Annotated in this window: 17 protein-coding genes; 11 read left to right on the top strand and 6 right to left on the bottom strand. The window is 60.2% G+C overall.

All coding sequences use genetic code 11. From position 1 onward, the window contains the following. Positions 1-271 precede the first annotated feature (271 nt). From rluB to arfB, 3 genes are all read left to right on the top strand, one after another. The gene (gene rluB, locus KGA82_RS04015; RefSeq protein WP_008030465.1) at positions 272-1,525 is read left to right on the top strand and encodes a 23S rRNA pseudouridine(2605) synthase RluB; all 1,254 of its coding nucleotides are present in this window, start codon (positions 272-274) and stop codon (positions 1,523-1,525) included. Between the two features lie 854 nt (positions 1,526-2,379). Beyond that, complete coding sequence (locus tag KGA82_RS04010; protein ID WP_223449656.1) at positions 2,380-3,792, top strand: amino acid permease; 1,413 nt, start codon at positions 2,380-2,382, stop codon at positions 3,790-3,792. Positions 3,793-4,007: 215 nt separating this feature from the next. Further along, complete coding sequence (gene arfB / locus KGA82_RS04005; RefSeq protein ID WP_003222786.1) at positions 4,008-4,421, top strand: alternative ribosome rescue aminoacyl-tRNA hydrolase ArfB; 414 nt, start codon at positions 4,008-4,010, stop codon at positions 4,419-4,421. Here arfB and KGA82_RS04000 read toward each other — a convergent pair. The 6 genes from KGA82_RS04000 to phhA all read right to left on the bottom strand — a co-directional run bounded on the left by KGA82_RS04000 (position 4,418) and on the right by phhA (position 8,832). Beyond that, the gene (locus KGA82_RS04000) at positions 4,418-5,617 is read right to left on the bottom strand and encodes an MFS transporter (protein ID WP_192226000.1); all 1,200 of its coding nucleotides are present in this window, start codon (positions 5,615-5,617) and stop codon (positions 4,418-4,420) included. The two genes, arfB and KGA82_RS04000, sit on opposite strands and share 4 nt — an antisense overlap. A 104-nt stretch (positions 5,618-5,721) precedes the next feature. Beyond that, a complete protein-coding gene (locus tag KGA82_RS03995; protein WP_008030471.1) occupies positions 5,722-5,904 on the bottom strand; it encodes a hypothetical protein in 183 nt (60 codons plus the stop codon). Between the two features lie 77 nt (positions 5,905-5,981). Beyond that, positions 5,982-6,113 (bottom strand): hypothetical protein, encoded by a 132-nt coding sequence (locus tag KGA82_RS29315; RefSeq protein ID WP_008030474.1) that lies wholly within the window; start codon positions 6,111-6,113, stop codon positions 5,982-5,984. A 279-nt stretch (positions 6,114-6,392) separates the two neighbouring features. Further along, entirely contained in the window at positions 6,393-7,586 is a 1,194-nt protein-coding gene (locus KGA82_RS03990) for an amino acid aminotransferase (protein ID WP_263290620.1), read from the bottom strand. Next, a complete protein-coding gene (locus tag KGA82_RS03985) occupies positions 7,586-7,942 on the bottom strand; it encodes a 4a-hydroxytetrahydrobiopterin dehydratase (protein WP_008030478.1) in 357 nt (118 codons plus the stop codon). Before KGA82_RS03985 ends, KGA82_RS03990 begins: the two co-directional genes overlap by 1 nt. Positions 7,943-8,046: 104 nt before the next feature. Continuing rightward, a complete protein-coding gene (gene phhA / locus KGA82_RS03980; RefSeq protein ID WP_207285382.1) occupies positions 8,047-8,832 on the bottom strand; it encodes a phenylalanine 4-monooxygenase in 786 nt (261 codons plus the stop codon). A 382-nt stretch (positions 8,833-9,214) separates the two neighbouring features. Here phhA and KGA82_RS03975 point away from each other — a divergent pair, with 382 nt between their 5' ends. From KGA82_RS03975 to KGA82_RS03940, 8 genes are all read left to right on the top strand, one after another. After that, positions 9,215-10,774, top strand: coding sequence for a sigma-54-dependent transcriptional regulator (locus KGA82_RS03975; RefSeq protein ID WP_223449655.1), 1,560 nt, complete (start codon positions 9,215-9,217; stop codon positions 10,772-10,774). Positions 10,775-11,087: 313 nt separating this feature from the next. Beyond that, entirely contained in the window at positions 11,088-11,828 is a 741-nt protein-coding gene (locus KGA82_RS03970) for a flagellar basal body rod protein FlgF (protein WP_223416456.1), read from the top strand. A gap of 45 nt (positions 11,829-11,873) precedes the next feature. Then, the gene (gene flgG / locus KGA82_RS03965) at positions 11,874-12,659 is read left to right on the top strand and encodes a flagellar basal-body rod protein FlgG (RefSeq protein WP_017337155.1); all 786 of its coding nucleotides are present in this window, start codon (positions 11,874-11,876) and stop codon (positions 12,657-12,659) included. 52 nt (positions 12,660-12,711) lie between these two features. Next, positions 12,712-13,407, top strand: coding sequence for a flagellar basal body L-ring protein FlgH (flgH, locus tag KGA82_RS03960; protein WP_223449654.1), 696 nt, complete (start codon positions 12,712-12,714; stop codon positions 13,405-13,407). Positions 13,408-13,434: 27 nt separating this feature from the next. Continuing rightward, on the top strand, positions 13,435-14,523 hold the full coding sequence (locus KGA82_RS03955) for a flagellar basal body P-ring protein FlgI (protein ID WP_223449658.1): 1,089 nt from the start codon (positions 13,435-13,437) through the stop codon (positions 14,521-14,523). Between the two features lie 11 nt (positions 14,524-14,534). Further along, a complete protein-coding gene (gene flgJ, locus KGA82_RS03950) occupies positions 14,535-15,821 on the top strand; it encodes a flagellar assembly peptidoglycan hydrolase FlgJ (RefSeq protein ID WP_223449653.1) in 1,287 nt (428 codons plus the stop codon). 22 nt (positions 15,822-15,843) lie between these two features. Then, complete coding sequence (gene flgK / locus KGA82_RS03945) at positions 15,844-17,910, top strand: flagellar hook-associated protein FlgK (protein ID WP_008042677.1); 2,067 nt, start codon at positions 15,844-15,846, stop codon at positions 17,908-17,910. A 13-nt stretch (positions 17,911-17,923) separates the two neighbouring features. Further along, positions 17,924-19,522, top strand: a complete 1,599-nt coding sequence (locus KGA82_RS03940; RefSeq protein WP_192419582.1) for a flagellar hook-associated protein 3 — start codon at positions 17,924-17,926, stop codon at positions 19,520-19,522. Positions 19,523-19,569: the final 47 nt, after the last annotated feature.

Here is a 19,569-nt window from a genome sequence, read left to right as displayed (position 1 = left end):
AGATGTGTATAAGAGACAGTTGGAAAGCCCCCTGCATCAGCGTCTGCCCAGTCCTCACCGAAACAGCGCTGCGTCTGATCAAACTCGGTACCACCGGTCGGCGGAAATCCAGGTAACTGGCCATTCATCAGCTAGTCTCTGATGCGCAAACGCCGACATGAGCGTATGATTCGCGACCCTTCGGCGATCCCTTCGCCCAAGTACAAGCTTTCAACGCTTCAGGACGCTCAATTCAGAGCCGCCTGAACAGACCACACCGGGAGGTGCCCAGATGAGTATCAACGACCAGAAAGACGACCAGGAAATCGGCCCAGCAGGCGAGAAACTGCAGAAAGTCCTCGCCCGTATCGGCGTCGGCTCGCGCCGTGACGTAGAAGCCTGGATCAGCCACGGCCGCATCAAGGTCAACGGCAAAGACGCCACCCTCGGGCAGCGCGTCGACATGCACGACGCCATCACCATCGATGGCAAGGTGATCAAGCGCGAAGAAGCCGCCGAGTCGGTACGCCGCGTGATCATGTACAACAAGCCCGACGGTGAAATCTGCACCCGACTTGACCCGGAAGGCCGCCCAACCGTTTTCGACAAGATGCCACGGCCCAAAGAAGGTCGCTGGATCAACATCGGTCGTCTGGACATCAACACCACCGGCCTGCTGATGTTCACCACTGACGGTGAACTGGCCAACCGCCTGATGCACCCTTCCTACGAAATGGACCGTGAATACGCGGTACGTGTGCGTGGCGAAGTCGATGACGAGATGATCGAGCGTCTGAAGGCAGGCGTCGTCCTTGAAGACGGCCCGGCCAAGTTCACCGACATCAAGCAAGCGCCAGGTGGCGAAGGTTTCAACCACTGGTACCACTGCGTGGTGATGGAAGGTCGCAACCGCGAAGTTCGTCGTCTGTGGGAATCCCAGGGCCTGGTGGTCAGCCGTCTGAAGCGCGTGCGTTTCGGTCCGGTGTTCCTCAACTCCGACCTGCCGATGGGTCGCTGGCGCGAAATGAGCCAGTACGAAGTCGACATTCTGAGTGCGGAAGTGGGTCTGACGCCTGTGGCCATGCCGCAGATGAATGCCAAGAGCAAAGACAAGCTCGACCGTATGCAGCGTAAATCGTCGCGTCCGATGGGCAAGACCGAGCGCGTGCGTTCGTTGCGTCCTGCCATCGGTAACCAGTCCGCTGCTACACCGCGCGATACCCGTGAACCGCATATCGAAGGCGAGCGTCCAGCCCGCAAGCCAGCAGCGCCACGCGCCGACGGCGAGCGTGGTCCACGCACGCCGCGTCCGGCCAACGGTCGCACTGAGCGTGGCGAAGGCCGCGGTGCCCCTGCGGGTCGTGGTGAGTCAGGTCGCGGTACGCCAGTGGCGGATCGTCCTTCGGACACCAAGCGCCCGGCCAAGCCAGCGCCAAAACGTCCGGGGATCAAGCTGGTCGAGGGTGACAAACCATCGGGCAAGCGCCGCGGCGCTCCAGCCGGTTCGGGCCAGCGTCCGGGCTTCGGTCGTCGCAAGCCTGAGTAAGGGCTGAGCGGCAGATGAAAAACGCCAACCTTCGGGTTGGCGTTTTTTTTTTGCCCTGACTTAAGTGGTGAGTTGTCTGTGAATCCGTCTTCGCGGGCAAGCCTCGCTCCTACAGGTTCGGTGCCGTTTCCGTGAGCCGCGATACCTGTAGGAGCGTGGCTTGCCCGCGAAGGCGTCAGTGGGAGCACTGCCAAAGTCAGGGTGGAAAATAGGTGTTACGCCTCGTAAAGAAAACCTGACGATTTCTGCCGATTGGCCTCGCGAAACCACCCTCCGACGATAGCCGTAAGAAATTTCTTCCGCTCTATGAGCCTTTAGACCTTTTTCAGCTCTCTGGCCCGCTTGTTTCAGCGGCTCCAGAAGGGTGTCATGCGCCCCATGCCTGTCGTGCAGGTGCATAACAAAAAGGAGGCGCAATGTACGCCGTGACTCATCTCCATCTCTCCCCGTGGGGCGGTTTTCCTATCGCTCACGCCGACGACCCGCAAAGGTCTGACTCTCTTTTTGCAGCCGCCCGAAACCCTCGGGGCGGACACAGGCAATCCCGGCAACCGACGCGCTGATCCAGCGGTGTCTGGCAGCAGGGGGTTAGCGGTGTACAATGCGCCGCGTTTTACCTGTGACCTCCTGCGCACCTGCGCAAACCTCAAGGCTATCCGCCTTGTTCACTCCGCCGCGTCACGAGCGTGTCGGGTTCGATTTCGTCACAGATAAAAACAAACAGGTGACGCATGACCGTTGTAAATACGCTGAACTCCTGGTGCCTGCGCTGGGGTTTGATCGGCGCTGCTTAAAGTCGCAACCGAGCAGCAACGTCTATTGAACATCATCAAACCTTGCGTGAGACCCTTTTCATGAGTGGACAAAACTCGCATTCAGGCGAGCTGAAACGCGGCCTGAAGAATCGTCATATTCAACTGATCGCCCTCGGTGGCGCGATTGGTACCGGCCTGTTCCTCGGCTCGGCCGGTGTACTGAAATCCGCTGGCCCGTCGATGATCCTCGGCTACGCCATCTGCGGCTTCATTGCCTTCATGATCATGCGCCAGCTCGGCGAAATGATCGTCGAAGAGCCGGTGGCCGGTTCCTTCAGCCACTTCGCGCACAAATACTGGGGCGGTTTCGCCGGTTTTCTGTCGGGCTGGAACTGCTGGATCCTGTACATTCTGGTGGGCATGTCGGAGCTGACCGCCGTCGGCAAATACATCCACTACTGGGCACCGGAGATCCCGACCTGGGTCTCGGCAGCCGGGTTCTTCGTGCTGATCAACCTCATTAACCTGGCCAACGTCAAAGTCTTCGGCGAGGCGGAGTTCTGGTTCGCGATCATCAAGGTTGTAGCGATCGTCGGCATGATTGCCCTGGGCAGCTACTTGCTGGTCAGCGGGCACGGCGGACCGGAAGCGTCGGTGACCAACCTGTGGTCCCACGGTGGTTTCTTCCCCAATGGCGTCAGTGGTCTGGTGATGGCCATGGCGATCATCATGTTCAGCTTCGGTGGCCTGGAAATGCTCGGCTTCACCGCAGCAGAAGCGGACAAACCGAAAACCGTGATCCCGAAAGCGATCAACCAGGTGATCTACCGGATCCTGATTTTCTACATCGGCGCACTGGTCATCCTGCTGTCGTTGACGCCATGGGACAGCCTGCTGGCGACCCTGAACGCCTCCGGCGATTCCTATAGCGGCAGCCCGTTCGTGCAAGTGTTCTCGATGCTCGGCAGCAACACCGCCGCGCACATCCTCAACTTCGTGGTGCTGACCGCGGCGTTGTCGGTGTACAACAGCGGCACCTACTGCAACAGCCGCATGCTGCTGGGCATGGCCGAGCAGGGCGATGCGCCGAAAGCCCTGGCGAAGATCGACAAGCGCGGCGTGCCGGTGCGTTCGATCCTCGCTTCGGCGGCGGTGACGCTGATTGCGGTGCTGTTGAACTACCTGATCCCGCAAAACGCGCTGGAACTGTTGATGTCGCTGGTGGTGGCCACGTTGGTGATCAACTGGGCGATGATCAGCTATTCGCACTTCAAGTTCCGCCAGCACATGAACAAAACCAAGCAGACGCCGCTGTTCAAGGCCCTGTGGTATCCGTACGGAAACTACATCTGCCTGGCGTTCGTGGTGTTCATCCTTGGCGTGATGCTGTTGATCCCGGGCATTCAGGTTTCGGTGTACGCGATTCCGGTGTGGGTCGTGTTCATGTGGATTTGCTACGGCATCAAGAACAAGCGCAGTGCTCAACAAACGTTGCAGGCTGCAATGAAATAACGCAGCGCGCAGACACAACAAACCCGGCCATGTGCCGGGTTTTTTGTGAGCGACGCCAAACCCCGTAGGAGCGAGGCTTGCCCGCGAAGAACGATAACGCGGTTTATCAGATGAGTTGCGGCGTCTTCTTCGCGGGCAAGCCTCGCTCCCACAAGGGCCGCATTCGTTCAGTCCATTCGCGGTATCCTGCGCACTCTGAATACGGACGCTTTTCCATGCTGGTGATTTCCAACAACGTGCATCTGCCGGATGCCGAGATCGAATTGACGGCCATCCGCGCCCAGGGCGCCGGTGGGCAGAACGTCAACAAGGTCTCCAGTGCCGTGCACCTGCGCTTCGACATTCCGGCCTCGTCCTTGCCCGAGTTCTACAAGGAGCGGCTGCTGGCGCTGCGTGACAGCCGCATCACCAGCGACGGCGTGTTGATCATCAAGGCCCAGCAATACCGCACGCAGGAGGCCAATCGCGCCGATGCGCTGGAGCGGCTGACCGAGTTGATCCTCAGCGCCACCAAGGTCGAAAAGAAACGCCGTCCGACCAAGCCGACCCTCGGCTCGAAGAAGCGTCGGCTCGAATCCAAGACCAAGCGCGGCAGCATCAAGGCCGGGCGCGGCAAGGTCGATTTCTAGCGGGCGTCTCGTTCTTCACGATACTTGGGCGCTTGCCTGTACAGGTAAACGCTCAGTGCCAAACCGCTCAAAGCGGCGATTGCGGCGAACAGGAAGATCGAAGCAAAACCGAATCCGGCGGCAATTGCGCCCGCCAACGGTCCGGTAATCCCCAGCGACAAATCGATGAACAGCGAATACGCGCCAACCGCAGCGCCACGGCTGGACGCTGGCACCAGATTGACCGCTTCCACGCCCAGCGCCGGGAACACCAGGGAAAACCCGAAACCGCTCAGCGCCGCGCCGGCCAAGGCCCAATGAGCATCCGGTGCCAGCCACAGCAGCAACAGCCCCAGGGTTTCCACCGACAGACAGGCAATCGCCACGCGAAAACCACCGAGGCGGTTGATCAGGTTGCCGAACAACAGCCGTGCGCCGATGAAGCTCGCGCCAAACAGGCTCAGGCACAACACCGCGTTGTCCCAGTGTTGCGTGGCGTAATACAAGGTGATGAAGGTGGCGATGGTGCCGAAGCCGATCGAGCCCAGCGCCAGGCCGCAACCGTGCGGCAGCACTCGACCGAGCACATGCATGAACGGCAATCGTTCCCCGGCCACGATGGGCGCGGCGGTTTTCGGCCAGGCCAGCGCCAGGCCCAGCACGGCCAGCAACACGATGCTCACGCCCATGCTCCACAAGCCCAACTGACTGACCAGCAACACGCCAAGCGGTGCGCCGACGGCCAGTGCGCCATAACTGGCAATGCCGTTCCACGAGATCACTTTGGCGGTGTTCGCCGCGCCGACCCGGCCGATGCCCCAGCCGATCGAGCCCGAACCCACCAGGCTTTCCGCGCTGCCAAGCACCAGGCGGCCGATCAACAGGCTGATCAGGCTGAGCATCGGCAGGCTTTGGGTCCAGGCCGAAATCAGCATGAATACGCCGCTCAGACCGCAACCGGCGAGGCCATACATGACCGCCAGTTTGCTGCCCTTGTTATCAATGATTTTCCCGGCGTATGGACGGCTGAGCAGGGTGGCCAGGTATTGCACGCTGATCACCAGGCCGGCGACTACGGCACCGAAACCCAGATCGCTGTGGACGTAGCCGGGCAATACGGCCAGGGGAATGCCGATGTTGAGGTAGCCGATAAAAGTAAACAGGACGATGGAAACGACTTGCAGCGTGACCGCCAGGGGGCGCTGGTTTTCAGACATGGGTAAAGGTCCACGGGAAAGCAGGATAGATAGGCTGCTTATGATAGCGGCGAGAGAGGCCGCAGGGCGTGGAAAAGTAAAACTATTTGCCGGGTGGGGGCGAATCAGGGTTTGGCGGGGGCAACCAGTTGCGTCGTGACCAGGGCGGCCAGGGCATTTTCTTCGCTGCCGAAACGGGCGAGCAATGCCGCTTGTTTCTCGGGGGAGAGGCGATTCCAGATCTCGATCATCTTCTCGGCGGTGCCGATCAGAACGCTGGCCTGGGTCTCGCTAAAGTCATCGGTCATGGTGTGCAACTCAAGGGTTCAGGCGGTGTGGAAAGCGCATGTTAGCGCTTTCCACACGGTCTGGCATTGCGGGTGTTTCAGTCTTCGCTGTCGGCCTGGCGGCGTTCAGTGGCTTCTTTCGGCTCGGGCTGTTGGGCGCCGGCTTGCTGCGTGGGTGTCTGCTCAGTTTCGTGCAGGCTTGGGAAGGGGAGATTAGGGATCTCGTGCATGTTTCGCGCTCCTCGCAAAGTCTGTTGATAGATCTGGTAGATCCGCGCTTTTACAAAGCCTGGGCAGGATACAGCAGGAGAAATGACAATCAGACTTTTATATCCAATTGTTACGACGGATGGGCTTGTCTAGACAGGTGTGGAAGAGGGTGCGCCGCAAAACAAATGTGGGAGCGAGCCTGCTCGCGATAGCGGAGTGTCAGTCAACGTCTATGTCGACTGATACACCGCTATCGCGAGCAGGCTCGCTCCCACAAGGGAACTACAGAGTTCTTGAGATTACTTGCAGACTTTGGCGATGGCTTCGGCCAGCAGATCAAGACGCGTCGCATCAATCCCCGCCACGTTCGCCCGGCCGGTACCGACCATGTAAACGCTGTGATGATCACGCAACTGTTTAACCTGGTCAGGCGTCAATCCGGTGTAGGAAAACATCCCGCGTTGCACACCAATGTGCGCAAAGCGCTCGCGCAAACCATGGGGCTCCAGCGCCTCGACCAGGCCGCTGCGCAGTTGGGCGATACGCAAGCGCATGGCTTCCACTTCGTCGGCCCAGAGGCTTTTCAGCTCAGGATCGCCGAGGATCGTTGCCACGACGGCAGCACCGTGATCCGGTGGAGTCGACCACAAGTTACGGGCGATATTGGCCAGTTGGCTGCGGATATCCACCAGTTTGTCAGCCGTCTTCGCGCAGACAATCAACGCCCCCGTGCGGTCGCGGTACAGGCCGAAGTTCTTCGAGCAGGAACTGGTGATCAACACTTCCGGCAGTTCGGCAGCGAACAACCGGGTCGACCACGCATCCTGCTCCAGCCCGTCGCCGAAACCCTGATAGGCGAAGTCGATCAGCGGCACCAGATTGCGACTGCGCACGACTTCCAGTACCCGGCGCCAGTCGTCATGGGACAGATCGAAACCGGTCGGGTTGTGGCAGCAAGCGTGCAGCAAAACCACATCGCCCTCAGGGGCTTCGTTGAGCGATGCCAGCATCGCTTCAACATCGAGGCGGTTGTCGCTGCCGACATAAGGGTAGTGATTAACCTTGACCCCGGCCGTGGCGAAAATGGTTTCGTGAATCGGCCAGGTCGGGTTGCTCAACCACACGCCGCGGCCCGGCAGGCACTGGGCGATGAAGTCCGCGCTCAAGCGCAACGCACCGGTACCGCCCGGCGTCTGGGTGGCTCCGGCGCGTTGTTCGGCGATCAGCGCAGAATCGGCGCCGAGCACCAACTCGTTGATGGCTTTGCCGAACGCCGGTTCGCCGTGACCGCCGATGTAGGTCTTGGTGGTCTGGCGATCCACCAGGCGCTGCTCCGCAAGCTTCACGGCCTGTGGAATCGGCGTCAGGCCAAAGGCGTCTTTATAGACGCCCACGCCAAGGTCGAATTTGCGCGGGTTGGGGTCCTGCGCATAGGCCTCCATCAGGCCGAGAATCGGGTCGCCGGGTACTCGACCTATGGCGTCGAAATGCATTATTTGCGGCCCTCGGCGTCCTTGGCCACTTCGTCAGTGCGCGCGGCCATGATGAAATCGTTGCGGTGCAGGCCTTTGATGGAGTGGCTCCACCAGGTCACGGTGACTTTGCCCCATTCGGTCAGCAGGCCCGGGTGGTGACCTTCGGCCTCGGAGATTTCCCCGACGGCGTTGGTGAACGCCAGCGCGTGCTTGAAGTTCTTGAACAGGAAAACCTTTTCCAGCTGCATGACGCTGTCGCGGACTTCGATGTTCCAGTCCGGGATTTGCTTGATCAGTACCGGCAGCTCTTCGTCGCTGACCTGAGGGGCGTCGGCGCGGCAGGCTTCGCAATGGGCTTGGTTCAATGTGGACATGATGTGTTCCTGAATTCGAATGATTGGAAATCGGCCGTCAGTGCAACCACGCTAAACCAAAGCGTCGATTCCTGACAGGCTCACTTGATTCTAAAAGCTGCGGATCACGCGGCTTTTGGCGGAAATTTCGGTGCGTGCAAGCCCAGCTGCATGCCTTGCTTGACCATGCCCATGATGTCTTCGTGGGCGAGGTCGAACAGACGCTTGAGGTTCGGTAGGACGAAATACAGCGGTTGCAGGATGTCGATGCGGTAAGGCGTGCGCATGCATTCCAACGGGTCGAAGGCCTGATGCTCAGGTTCGTTCGACAGGCTGTAAACGGTTTCTTTCGGCGAGGAGAGAATGCCGCCGCCGTAAATGCGCTGGCCTTGAGGTGTATCGACCAGGCCGAACTCGATGGTCATCCAGTACAAGCGCGCCAGGTACACGCGTTCTTCCTTGGAAGCCTTCAGGCCGAGTTTGCCGTAGGTGTGGGTGAATTCGGCGAACCAAGGGTTGGTCAGTAGCGGGCAGTGGCCAAAGATCTCGTGGAAAATGTCCGGCTCTTGCAGGTAATCCAGCTCTTCTCGGGTACGAATAAACGTCGCCACCGGAAACTGCTTGTTGGCCAGTAATTCAAAGAAGGTCTGGAAAGGAATCAGTGCGGGTACTCGGGCAACCTGCCAGCCGGTGGTTTCACCGAGGACTTTGTTGATTTCGCCGAGTTGCGGAATGCGGTCGTGGGGCAGACCGAGTTTTTCGATACCGTCCAGGTATTCCTGGCACGCACGCCCTTCGATCACTTTCAGTTGGCGAGTGATCAGCGTGTTCCACACCGCGTGTTCTTCGGCGGGGTAGTCGATAAAACCTTGCGCATCGGGCTCGCGAGCCACGTACTGCGTCTGCTTCATGCTGCTCTCCTGCTAGGGGATTTCGTTCTTGTTATGTCCTGCTATGGACTTAGAAATACCTCAGGAATTGCGATGTTGCAGCACGTGTAAACCGTCGCATGTAGGAAAATTCGTTGGTTTTCGTAAACTTTTCGTTACGGATTGGCGACTGTGGCGCTGCGCATGAGTTTTTCGGGTTTGAAATGGCTCACAGGTGTCACATAATCTTGACGACTATCTGAGCGCACCCAGAGAAATATTTCCCTTGTGGGCCTCGATTGATTGGTAAGCCGCTGTAGGTAGGAGCCGGCTTGCCGGCGATAGCGTTCTCAAGGACGCCATCGCCGGCAAGCCAGCTCCTGCAGGGAGCGATCCATCGCCTTAATTTATCTTCGGGCCTTATATGCGTATCAAAGTCCACTGCCAGAACCGCATCGGCATCCTGCGCGACATTCTCAATTTGCTGGTCGAGTACGGGATCAACGTTGCTCGCGGTGAAGTGGGTGGCGAGCATGGCAACGCGATCTACCTGCATTGCCCGAACCTGATCAATATTCAGTTCCAGGCATTGCGTCCGAAATTCGAGTCGATTGCCGGGGTCTTTGGCGTCAAGCGTGTAGGCCTCATGCCGAGCGAGCGTCGGCACATGGAACTCAATGCTTTGCTCGGCGCCCTGGAATTTCCAGTGTTGTCGATCGACATGGGCGGCTCGATTGTTGCGGCTAACCGCGCGGCGGCGCAGTTGCTCGGCGTGCGTGTCGATGAGGTGCCGGGGATTCCCTTGTCGCGTTACGCCGAGGATTTCGATTTGCCGGAACTGGTGCGCGCCAACAAGTCGCGGATCAACGGGCTGCGGGTCAAGGTCAAGGGTGACGTGTTTCTGGCCGACATCGCGCCGCTGCAATCGGAGCATGACGACAGCGAGGCCATGGCCGGCGCGGTTCTGACGCTGCATCGTGCCGACCGGGTAGGGGAGCGCATTTACAACGTGCGCAAACAGGAACTGCGCGGGTTCGACAGTATCTTCCAAAGCTCGAAAGTGATGGCGGCGGTGGTGCGTGAAGCCCGGCGCATGGCACCGCTGGATGCGCCGCTATTGATAGAAGGCGAAACCGGCACCGGCAAGGAATTGCTGGCACGCGCTTGCCACCTGGCGAGCCCCCGGGGGCAGTCGCCGCTGATGGCGCTCAATTGCGCCGGCCTGCCGGAGTCCATGGCCGAGACTGAACTGTTCGGCTACGGCCCCGGCGCGTTCGAAGGCGCCCGTGCCGAAGGCAAACTCGGACTGTTGGAGCTGACGGCGGGCGGTACGCTGTTTCTCGATGGCGTGGGGGAAATGAGCCCGCGCTTGCAGGTGAAATTACTCAGATTCCTGCAGGACGGTTGCTTCCGTCGTGTAGGCAGTGATGAAGAGGTTTACCTCGATGTGCGAGTGATCTGTGCCACGCAGGTCGACCTGTCGGAACTGTGCGCTCGTGGCGAGTTTCGCCAGGATTTGTATCACCGTTTGAACGTGCTTTCGCTGCATATCCCGCCACTGCGCGAATGCCTGGATGGTTTGGCGCCGTTGGTGGAGCACTTCCTTGATCAGGCCAGTCGGCAGATCGGTTGTCCTCTGCCGAAACTGGCGCCGGCGGCCATGGAGCGGCTCAGTCACTACCATTGGCCGGGCAACGTCCGGCAGTTGGAAAACGTGCTGTTCCAGGCGGTTTCGTTATGCGAGGGCGGGACGGTCAAGGCTGAACATATTCGCCTGCCGGATTATGGCGTGCGTCAGCCGCTTGGCGATTTTTCGCTTGAGGGCGGGCTGGATGAGATTGTCGGGCGTTTTGAAAAAGCGGTGCTGGAGCGTTTGTATTCGGAGCATCCGAGCAGTCGGCAACTGGGCAAGCGGTTAGGGGTTTCGCATACCACCATTGCCAACAAGTTGCGTGAGTATGAGGTTGGCAAGACTGAGTCCTAGCTGGCGTTTGCTGTGTTTGTTTTGGCCCCATCGCGAGCAGGGCTCGCTCCTACAGGGGATTGCATTCCAAATGTAGGAGCGAGCCCTGCTCGCGATAGCGGTATCCTGTTCAGCCTCAAGGTCAAGCCTTGCCACTTACCGGCATAACACCGCCGGTTTTTCGTCTTTGACACATTCCCCCATTTCCCCCTGAGCGCCCCAAGTCCTTTGTTTGCCGGGCTCCGCGCCGCCAGAAAAAAGTTGGTCTGCAAATTGCTTATCGCTCAGCAGTACAGCGGTGGGCGGCAAACGTCCGGCATGCAGAGGAAAGAGTGTGGACAAGTACCTTTATGTGGCAATGACCGGCGCCAGCCAGAATGCACTGGCGCAGAAGGCTCATGCGAACAACCTGGCGAACATCTCCACCAACGGCTTCCAGAAAGACCTGGAGCAGGCGCGTTCGATGCCGGTGTTCGGTGACAGCTTTCCGGCGCGTGCGTTTGCGATGTCCGAACGTCCGGCCACCGACTTCTCCGCGGGCTCTCTGGTACAAACCGGTCGCGACCTCGACGTCGCGGTGCAGGGCAACGGCTGGCTCGCGGTGCAGAACCCCGACGGCGGTGAAAGCTACGTGCGCACCGGCAGCCTGAACGTTGACGCTCTGGGCGTGTTGCGGGCCGGCAACGGCATGCCGGTGATGGGCAATGGCGGGCCGATTTCCGTGCCGCCCGAGCAGCAAATCGAAGTGGGCGAAGACGGCACCGTCAGCATTCGTGCGATGGGCGAAGGCCCTCGCGTGATGGCTGAAGTCGACCGCATCAAGCTGGTCAACCCGGATTTCAAGAACATGACCAAAGGCCTGGACGGTTCGATCCACACCAAGGATGGCAAGCCGGCGCAAGCCGATGCCAACGTCAAACTGGTGTCCGGGTTCCTGGAGTCGAGCAACGTCAATGCCGTGGAAGAGATGACTTCGGTACTGGCGCTGGCCAAGCAGTTCGAGCTGCACATCAAGATGATGAACACCGCCAAAGACGATGACCAGGCCATGGCTCGGGTCTTGCAGATCAGCTAATTATCAGAACGTCGCGCCGTAAAACAGGCGCACGAGGAGAATCGAATGCTTCCGGCTCTATGGGTTGCCAAAACAGGTCTGTCCGCCCAGGACACCAACCTGACCACCATTTCCAACAACCTGGCGAACGTGTCGACCACGGGTTTCAAACGTGACCGCGCCGAGTTCCAGGACCTGCTGTACCAGATCAAACGCCAGCCAGGTGCCCAGTCGACCCAGGACAGCGAACTGCCGTCGGGTCTGCAATTGGGTACCGGTGTGCGCATTGTCGGCACCCAGAAAAACTTCAACGCCGGTAGCCTGCAAACCACCGAGCAGCCGTTGGACATGGCCATCGACGGTCGCGGTTTCTTCCAGATCCTGCAACCGGACGGCACCACGTCCTACACCCGTGACGGTACGTTCCACCTCGATTCCAACGGTCAGATCGTGAACGCCAGCGGCTTCGCCCTCGAGCCGGCCATTGTCATTCCGAACGACGCGCAGACCTTCACGGTCGGTCGCGACGGCACCGTGTCCATCACCATTGCCGGCAACCCGGCATCCCAGGTGATCGGCAACCTGCAAACCGCCGACTTCATCAACCCGGCCGGCCTGCAAGCGGTGGGTAACAACCTGTTCCTGGAAACCGCCGCCAGCGGCGCGCCGCAAGTCGGCACGCCAGGCCTGGCCGGTTTCGGTACCACGCTGCAGAACACCCTGGAAACTTCCAACGTCAGCACCGTTGAAGAGATGGTCAACATGATCACCACTCAGCGCGCCTACGAGATGAACTCCAAGGTGATCTCCACCGCCGACCAGATGCTCTCGTTCGTAACGCAGAATCTGTAATCAAGTCTATGAGGCGGTCATGAGGCCGCCTGCAACACCGTGAGGTAGGGTCATGAATCGCTTTGTATCTGTCCTGGCACTGAGTGGCGTCGTCGCGCTGGCGGGTTGCGTCGGTCCGACGCCCAAGCCCAATGACCCTTACTACGCCCCGGTGTTGCCGCGTACGCCATTGCCGGCTGCAGCGAACAACGGCTCGATCTACCAGGCCGGTTTCGAACAGAACCTGTACAGCGACCGCAAGGCGTTCCGGGTCGGTGACATCATCACCATCACCCTGAACGAAAAAACCCAGGCCAGTAAAAACGCCAACTCGCAAGTGGCCAAGAACAGCAAGGCCGGCATTGGCCTGACGTCGTTGTTCGGTGTGGTGCCCAACACTAACAACCCATTCAGTGACACTGACCTGACGCTGAATGCGAGTTACAGCGGCGACCGCGCGACCAAGGGCGACAGCAAGGCCGGGCAGGGCAACAGCCTGACCGGTTCGATCACCGTGACCGTCGCCGACGTCTTGCCCAACGGCATCATTGCCGTGCGCGGCGAGAAGTGGATGACCCTCAATACCGGTGATGAGCTGGTACGGATCGCCGGCCTGGTCCGGGCCGATGACATCGCGACCGACAACACGGTTTCGTCAACGCGCATCGCCGATGCACGCATCACCTATTCGGGCACCGGTTCGTTTGCCGATGCGAGTCAGCCAGGCTGGTTCGACCGTTTCTTCCTCAGCCCGCTGTTCCCTTTCTAGGTGGTCACGTTGAATTTCAAACACCTGATGGTGGCTGCGTTCCTGATGTCCGCAGCCTTTGGTGCTCAGGCTGAGCGGCTGAAGGATATCGCCAGTATTTCCGGCGTACGTTCCAACCAATTGATCGGCTACGGCCTGGTGGTCGGGCTCAACGGTACCGGCGACCAGACGACGCAGACGCCGTTCACCCTGCAAACCTTCAACAACATGCTCTCGCAGTTCGGCATCAAGGTGCCGCCCGGCTCGGGCAACGTGCAGTTGAAGAACGTCGCGGCGGTATCGATCAGTGCCGACTTGCCGGCCTTCGCCAAGCCGGGTCAGCAGGTGGACATTACCGTGTCCTCCATCGGTAACTCCAAGAGCCTGCGTGGCGGCACCTTGCTGCTGACGCCGCTCAAGGGTATCGACGGCAACGTTTACGCGGTCGCCCAGGGCAACCTGGTCGTCGGCGGTTTTGATGCTGAAGGTCGCGACGGTTCGAAGATCACCGTCAACGTTCCGTCGGCCGGTCGCATCCCTGGTGGTGCGTCGGTCGAGCGTTCGGTGCCGAGCGGTTTCAACCAGGGCAACAGCCTGACGTTGAACCTCAACCGCTCCGACTTCACCACCGCCAAGCGCATCGTCGACAAGATCAACGACATGCTCGGCCCTGGCGTTGCCCAGGCCATCGACGGCGGTTCGATTCGTGTCAGTGCGCCGCTGGATCCGAGCCAGCGCGTCGACTATCTGTCGATCATCGAGAACCTTGAAGTCGATCCGGGTCAGGCGGTGGCGAAAGTCATCATCAACTCCCGCACCGGCACCATCGTGATCGGCCAGAACGTCAAGGTGTCCCCGGCCGCCGTGACTCACGGCAGCCTGACCGTGACCATCACCGAAGACCCGATCGTCAGCCAGCCCGGCCCTCTGTCCAATGGTCAGACCGCTGTTGTGCCGCGCTCGCGGGTCAACGCCCAGCAGGAAGCCAAGCCAATGTTCAAGTTCGGCCCGGGCACCACCCTCGACGAGATCGTGCGTGCGGTGAACCAGGTCGGCGCGGCGCCAGGTGACTTGATGGCAATCCTTGAAGCACTGAAACAGGCCGGCGCGTTGCAAGCCGACCTGATCGTGATCTGAGGCCGGCGACCATGGATATGCACAAGAGTGGTCTGGTCAGCAGCGCCGATTCGGGGTCCTATTCGGACCTCAATCGTCTGAATCAGCTCAAGGTCGGCGACAAGAACAGTGACGAAAACCTGCGCAAGGTGGCGCAGGAATTCGAGTCGCTGTTCCTCGGTGAAATGCTCAAGTCCATGCGCAAGGCGACCGACACGCTGGCCGAGGGCAATCCGCTCAACACGCCGGCGGCCAAGCAGTACCAGGAAATGTACGACCAGCAGTTGGCCGTTTCCATGTCCCGCGAGGGCGGTGGTATTGGTCTGGCGGACGTGCTGATGCGCCAGATGTCGAAGAACAAACCATTGGCGCCGGGCGAAGCGGCAACGCTGTCGGCGGCCAAGCAGGAAGCGGCAAAAGCAGCGGTGCAGACGCCGGTGGCGGCGGGCACGGTCGGGACCAACGGGCCGCTGTCGCGAGTCAATGGCCAGCGTCCGTTGTGGGCTTCGCGCTCGATCAGCGCTCCACAGGCGGCAGGCGAGGGCGCACATCGCAACGACATGGCGCTGATCAATCAGCGGCGCCTGGCGTTGCCACCGAAACTGGCTGACCGCTTGCTGGCGGGCCTGGTGCCTTCGGCGACGACGGCCGCCGCGCCGCTCAATAACACTCGATTGGCAGAGCGCACCACGCCGACCGGTTCGGGGCCTTTGTTCAACGGAGACTGGCTGGCGACTGCGCAAGCATCAGCGAATGGCAGCTTGCAGATTCATGGTCGTGCCATCGCTCAGATACCGTTGGCACCGGCGAAAAAAGCCTTCAGTTCTGCCGACCAGTTCGTCAACACCATGTTGCCGATGGCCAAGGAAGCCGCCGAGCGCATCGGCGTCGATCCGCGTTACCTGGTGGCTCAAGCGGCGCTGGAAACCGGCTGGGGCAAATCGGTCATGCGCGCACAGGATGGCAGCAGCAGCCACAACCTGTTCGGCATCAAGGCCAGCAGCAGCTGGAAGGGCGATTCGGCGCGGGCGATCACCAGCGAATTCCGAAATGGCGCGATGGTCAAGGAGACGGCCGAGTTCCGTTCCTATGGCTCTTACAAGGACAGCTTCCATGACCTTGTGACTTTGTTGCAAACCAACAATCGCTATCAAGATGTCGTGAAGTCGGCCGATAACCCAGAACAGTTTGTACGCGAGTTGCAAAAGGCCGGTTACGCAACCGACCCGGACTACGCGAGCAAGATTTCGCAGATAGCCAAGCAGATGACGAGTTACCAGAACTACGCTGCGGCGGGCGTTTCCACCACGCCTTTATAGGCACAAGGATTAAGGTCGAACCATGAGTTTGCTCAATATCGGGATGTCGGGTCTGGCCGCTGGCCAATCCTCGTTGATGACCACCGGCAACAACATTGCCAACGTCGACACCGCCGGGTACTCGCGCCAGCAAACAGTGCAGGGCACCAAGGCCTCGCAGCAGTTCGGCAATGTCTACATCGGCACCGGCACGACCCTGGCCGATGTGCGTCGCGTGTACAACAGCTACCTCGATGCGCAGTTGCAGACCACCACCTCGCTCAACAGCGATTCGGCCGCCTACCTGAATCAAGTCACGCCGCTGGACAAATTGCTCTCCGACACCAGCACCGGCCTGAACGGCGCACTGACCAAGTTTTTTGCCTCGGTGCAGAACGTCAACGCCAAACCCGGTGACGACGCGTCCCGCCAGTTGCTGCTCAGCGATGCCCAGGCCTTGAGCAACCGTTTCAACTCGGTCTCCGCGCAGTTGACCCAGCAGAATGCCAATATCAACGGCAACCTGACGAACATGGCGGATCAGGTCAACAAGCTGGCCGCTACCGTGGCGCAGTTGAACCAGAAGATCTCCGAGGTTTCCAGTTCCGGCGGCATGCCGAACGAGCTGCTCGACGCCCGTAACGAAACCGTGCGCCAGCTGGCGACCTTCACCGGTGCGCAGGTGGTGGAGCGTGAAGGCAATCTCGACATTTACCTGGGCAGCGGTCAGCCGCTGGTCATGGGTAATACGGTCAACAAACTTGAAGTGGTACCGGGCAAAGACGATCCGGGCCGCTTGTCGCTGCAACTCAATCGCGGTTCGAGCACCATTGATATCACCGCGATCATGACCGGCGGCGAAATCGGCGGGTTGCTGCGTTATCGCAGCACCGTGCTGGACCCGGCCATGAACGAATTGGGTCGTGTGGCCCTGGTCGTCGCCGACCAGATGAACAGCCTTCAGGCCCAGGGCATCGACAAGAACGGCGCCTTCGGTTCGAACCTGTTCAATAACATCAACTCGGCCAAGCTGGTCTCTGAACGCAGCGTCGCCAGCCTGAACAACGTGGGCACCGGTAACTTTGATGTGAGCATCAAGGACACTGGCAAGCTGACCATCAACGATTACAAGGTCACGTTCACCACCGCGACCGATTACACCGTTCAGCGCCTGCCGGACAACACGCCGATGGGCTCCTTCAGCACGGTAGCGCCGGCAACGGCACCGGTCATCGACGGCGTCGAGATGAAGTTCAACGCGGCTTCTGCCACGGCGGGCGACACCTTCAGGATCACCCCGACCCGCGATGCTGCGGCGAACATCAAGACCGAGATGACCGACTCCAAGCGTCTGGCCATCGCGGCACCGCTGGGCGCGGCGATTGCAGCGAGCGGCAGTGGCAGCGGCACGCTGACGATCCCGGCCAGCGGTCAACCGACCCTGACCACCAAGTTCGACATCTACGACGCGGCGACCACCACCGCGATGCAGAACGGCCTGAAAAACTCCACGCCGACCAAGGTGGTATTTGGTGCGGTGTCCGCCGATGGCACCAGCCAGACCTACCAGTTCCTGGATGCCAAGGGCGCGCTGATCAGCGGCGGGACAATCAAGCCAGGTGAGACCAATACCCTGAACCTGAGCATTCCGCTCACGGATGCCGCGGGTGCACCGATCCCGGCTCCGCCCGCGACTCAGTACGCCGCGGCCTTCAGCATGACCATCGCCGGAGCCCCAAGCAGCGGCGCGGCGATCAACGTCTCGCTCACTCAGCCGGGCAGCCTGGACAACCGTAACGGCACCGCACTGGCTGGCTTGCAGACCGCGAAGACCGTGGACACCGGTTCGGCCAGCAAAGGCATTTCCCTGAACGACGCCTACGGCAAACTGGTCGAGGGCGTGGGTTCCAAGGCTGCACAGGGCAAGCTCGACAGCGCGGCGACCGAAGCCATCCTGGCGAATGCCAAGGGTGCGCGCGACTCGCTCTCGGGTGTCGACCTCGATGAGGAAACCGGCAACCTGGTCAAGTATCAGCAGTACTACACCGCGTCTTCGCAGATCATCAAGGCTGCGCAGGAAATCTTCAGCACACTGATCAACAGTCTTTAAGGAGTCGTAGCCCATGCGCATTTCTACCGCCCAGTTTTACGAGTCCTCGGCTGCCAACTATTCGAAGAACTTCGCCAACGTGGTCAAGAGCAGCGAAGAGGCGAGCAGCCTGGTTCGCGTCAACACCGCCGCCGATGATCCGGTCGGCGCCTCGCGCCTGCTGCAACTAGGCCAGCAGGCTTCGATGCTCGATCAGTTCAACAACAACATGACGACGATCAAAGCCACGCTTGGCCAGACTGAAGCCGTCATGACCAGTATCGGCAACGTGCTGCAACGCGCCAAGGAACTGGCCCTGGGTGCCGGCAACGCCGGTTATACCGATTCCGACCGCCAGGCCAACGCTTCGGAACTCAGCCAGATCGAAGAACAGCTGTTGAGCCTGATGAACACCAAGGACGAAAACGGCAAATACATTTTCGCCGGCTCCAAGGGCGATACCGTTCCGTTCTCGCGTAATACCGACGGCACCTACAGCTATAACGGTGATCAGGTCACGCTGGACCTGCCGATTGGCGATACCCAGTCGATGGCCACCAACAGCACCGGTTGGGCTGTGTTCCAGCAAGCCATCAACACCAGTCGCACACAGTCCACCATGACCACGCCGACGCCGGCCGTCGATGGCGGTCGTGTGGTGCTGTCCAATGGTCAGGTGAATTCGGACGTGACCTACAACGCCAAATTCCGTGGCGGCGAGCCCTACACCGTGAATTTCCTCAGCCCTACGCAGCTGGAAATCCGCGACTCGCTGGGTAATGACGTCACGGCCGAAGCTTCTGGCAATGGCGTGTTCAGCTCCTCCGGTGGTGCTGCCACGCAGACAATCAACTTCCGTGGCGTTGACCTGAAGTTGAACATCAACATGAAGACTGGCGACGTTCCGGCGACCGTGTTCCCGGCGCCTCCGTCCCCCAATGCCTATAGCTTCACCCTGGCGGCCAAGCCGGACAGCTTCAATGCGACCCGTGCCCCAGGCAACCTGTCCAGCGATGTCGTCACCAATACGAGCATCTCCAACAGTGCCGCCTACCACGCCAGCTTTCCGGAAGGCGGGGCCGTTCTCAAGTTCACCAGCGCCACGGCTTTCGACTTGTATGCAGCGCCTCTGACCGCGAGCAGCAAGCCGGTTTCCAGCGGTGTTCTGGCGGGCAACGTCGCCACCGCATCGGGTGTCGATTTTACGCTGAGCGGCGCACCGTCGATGCAGGCTGGTGACCAGTTCTCCGTCACGGTCAACACTCACCAGACGCAGAACGTTCTGGACACGGTCGCCCAGCTGAAAACCGCGCTGTCGACGCCGACCAACAACAATCCGCAGGCCATTCAAGCACTCAACGCGGCCATTGGTTCCGGTATCGGTAACCTGACCAGTGGCATTGACCAGTTGACCTCGGGCCTCAGCTCCGTGGGTGGTCGCGGTGCGTCGCTGACGACTCAGACCGATATCAACCAGAGCCTGGTGCTGGCCAACACGCAGACCCAGGGCGCGATCCGTGATTCGGACCCGGCCACAGTGATGACCCGCCTGACCTTGCAGCAAACCATGCTGCAAGCCTCGCAACTGGCGTTCAGCAAAATCGCTCAGTTGGGGTTGTTCAACAAAGTCTGAGTCAAGGCCTTCGCGCCATAGGCGCGAAGGTTCAATACACCCGAGTG

This window comes from Pseudomonas sp. BF-RE-22 (assembly GCF_019956155.1).
In the GTDB taxonomy this organism is placed as follows: domain Bacteria; phylum Pseudomonadota; class Gammaproteobacteria; order Pseudomonadales; family Pseudomonadaceae; genus Aquipseudomonas; species Aquipseudomonas migulae.
Note: the sequence above shows the minus strand (reverse complement) of the source record. Positions and strands in the feature narration are given on the sequence as shown.

Bases quoted from the DNA above. Each gene is read 5' to 3' on its own strand.
- flgJ (WP_223449653.1), top strand. From the start codon at position 14,535: ATGGATATGCACAAGAGTGGTCTGGTCAGCAGCGCCGATTCGGGGTCC.
- KGA82_RS03985 (WP_008030478.1), bottom strand. From the start codon at position 7,942: ATGTCCACATTGAACCAAGCCCATTGCGAAGCCTGCCGCGCCGACGCC.
- KGA82_RS03995 (WP_008030471.1), bottom strand. From the start codon at position 5,904: ATGACCGATGACTTTAGCGAGACCCAGGCCAGCGTTCTGATCGGCACC.
- KGA82_RS04010 (WP_223449656.1), top strand. From the start codon at position 2,380: ATGAGTGGACAAAACTCGCATTCAGGCGAGCTGAAACGCGGCCTGAAG.
- KGA82_RS03940 (WP_192419582.1), top strand. From the start codon at position 17,924: ATGCGCATTTCTACCGCCCAGTTTTACGAGTCCTCGGCTGCCAACTAT.
- phhA (WP_207285382.1), bottom strand. From the start codon at position 8,832: ATGAAGCAGACGCAGTACGTGGCTCGCGAGCCCGATGCGCAAGGTTTT.
- flgH (WP_223449654.1), top strand. From the start codon at position 12,712: ATGAATCGCTTTGTATCTGTCCTGGCACTGAGTGGCGTCGTCGCGCTG.
- KGA82_RS04000 (WP_192226000.1), bottom strand. From the start codon at position 5,617: ATGTCTGAAAACCAGCGCCCCCTGGCGGTCACGCTGCAAGTCGTTTCC.
- KGA82_RS29315 (WP_008030474.1), bottom strand. From the start codon at position 6,113: ATGCACGAGATCCCTAATCTCCCCTTCCCAAGCCTGCACGAAACTGAG.
- KGA82_RS03955 (WP_223449658.1), top strand. From the start codon at position 13,435: ATGGTGGCTGCGTTCCTGATGTCCGCAGCCTTTGGTGCTCAGGCTGAG.
- arfB (WP_003222786.1), top strand. From the start codon at position 4,008: ATGCTGGTGATTTCCAACAACGTGCATCTGCCGGATGCCGAGATCGAA.
- flgK (WP_008042677.1), top strand. From the start codon at position 15,844: ATGAGTTTGCTCAATATCGGGATGTCGGGTCTGGCCGCTGGCCAATCC.
- rluB (WP_008030465.1), top strand. From the start codon at position 272: ATGAGTATCAACGACCAGAAAGACGACCAGGAAATCGGCCCAGCAGGC.
- KGA82_RS03975 (WP_223449655.1), top strand. From the start codon at position 9,215: ATGCGTATCAAAGTCCACTGCCAGAACCGCATCGGCATCCTGCGCGAC.
- KGA82_RS03990 (WP_263290620.1), bottom strand. From the start codon at position 7,586: ATGCATTTCGACGCCATAGGTCGAGTACCCGGCGACCCGATTCTCGGC.
- flgG (WP_017337155.1), top strand. From the start codon at position 11,874: ATGCTTCCGGCTCTATGGGTTGCCAAAACAGGTCTGTCCGCCCAGGAC.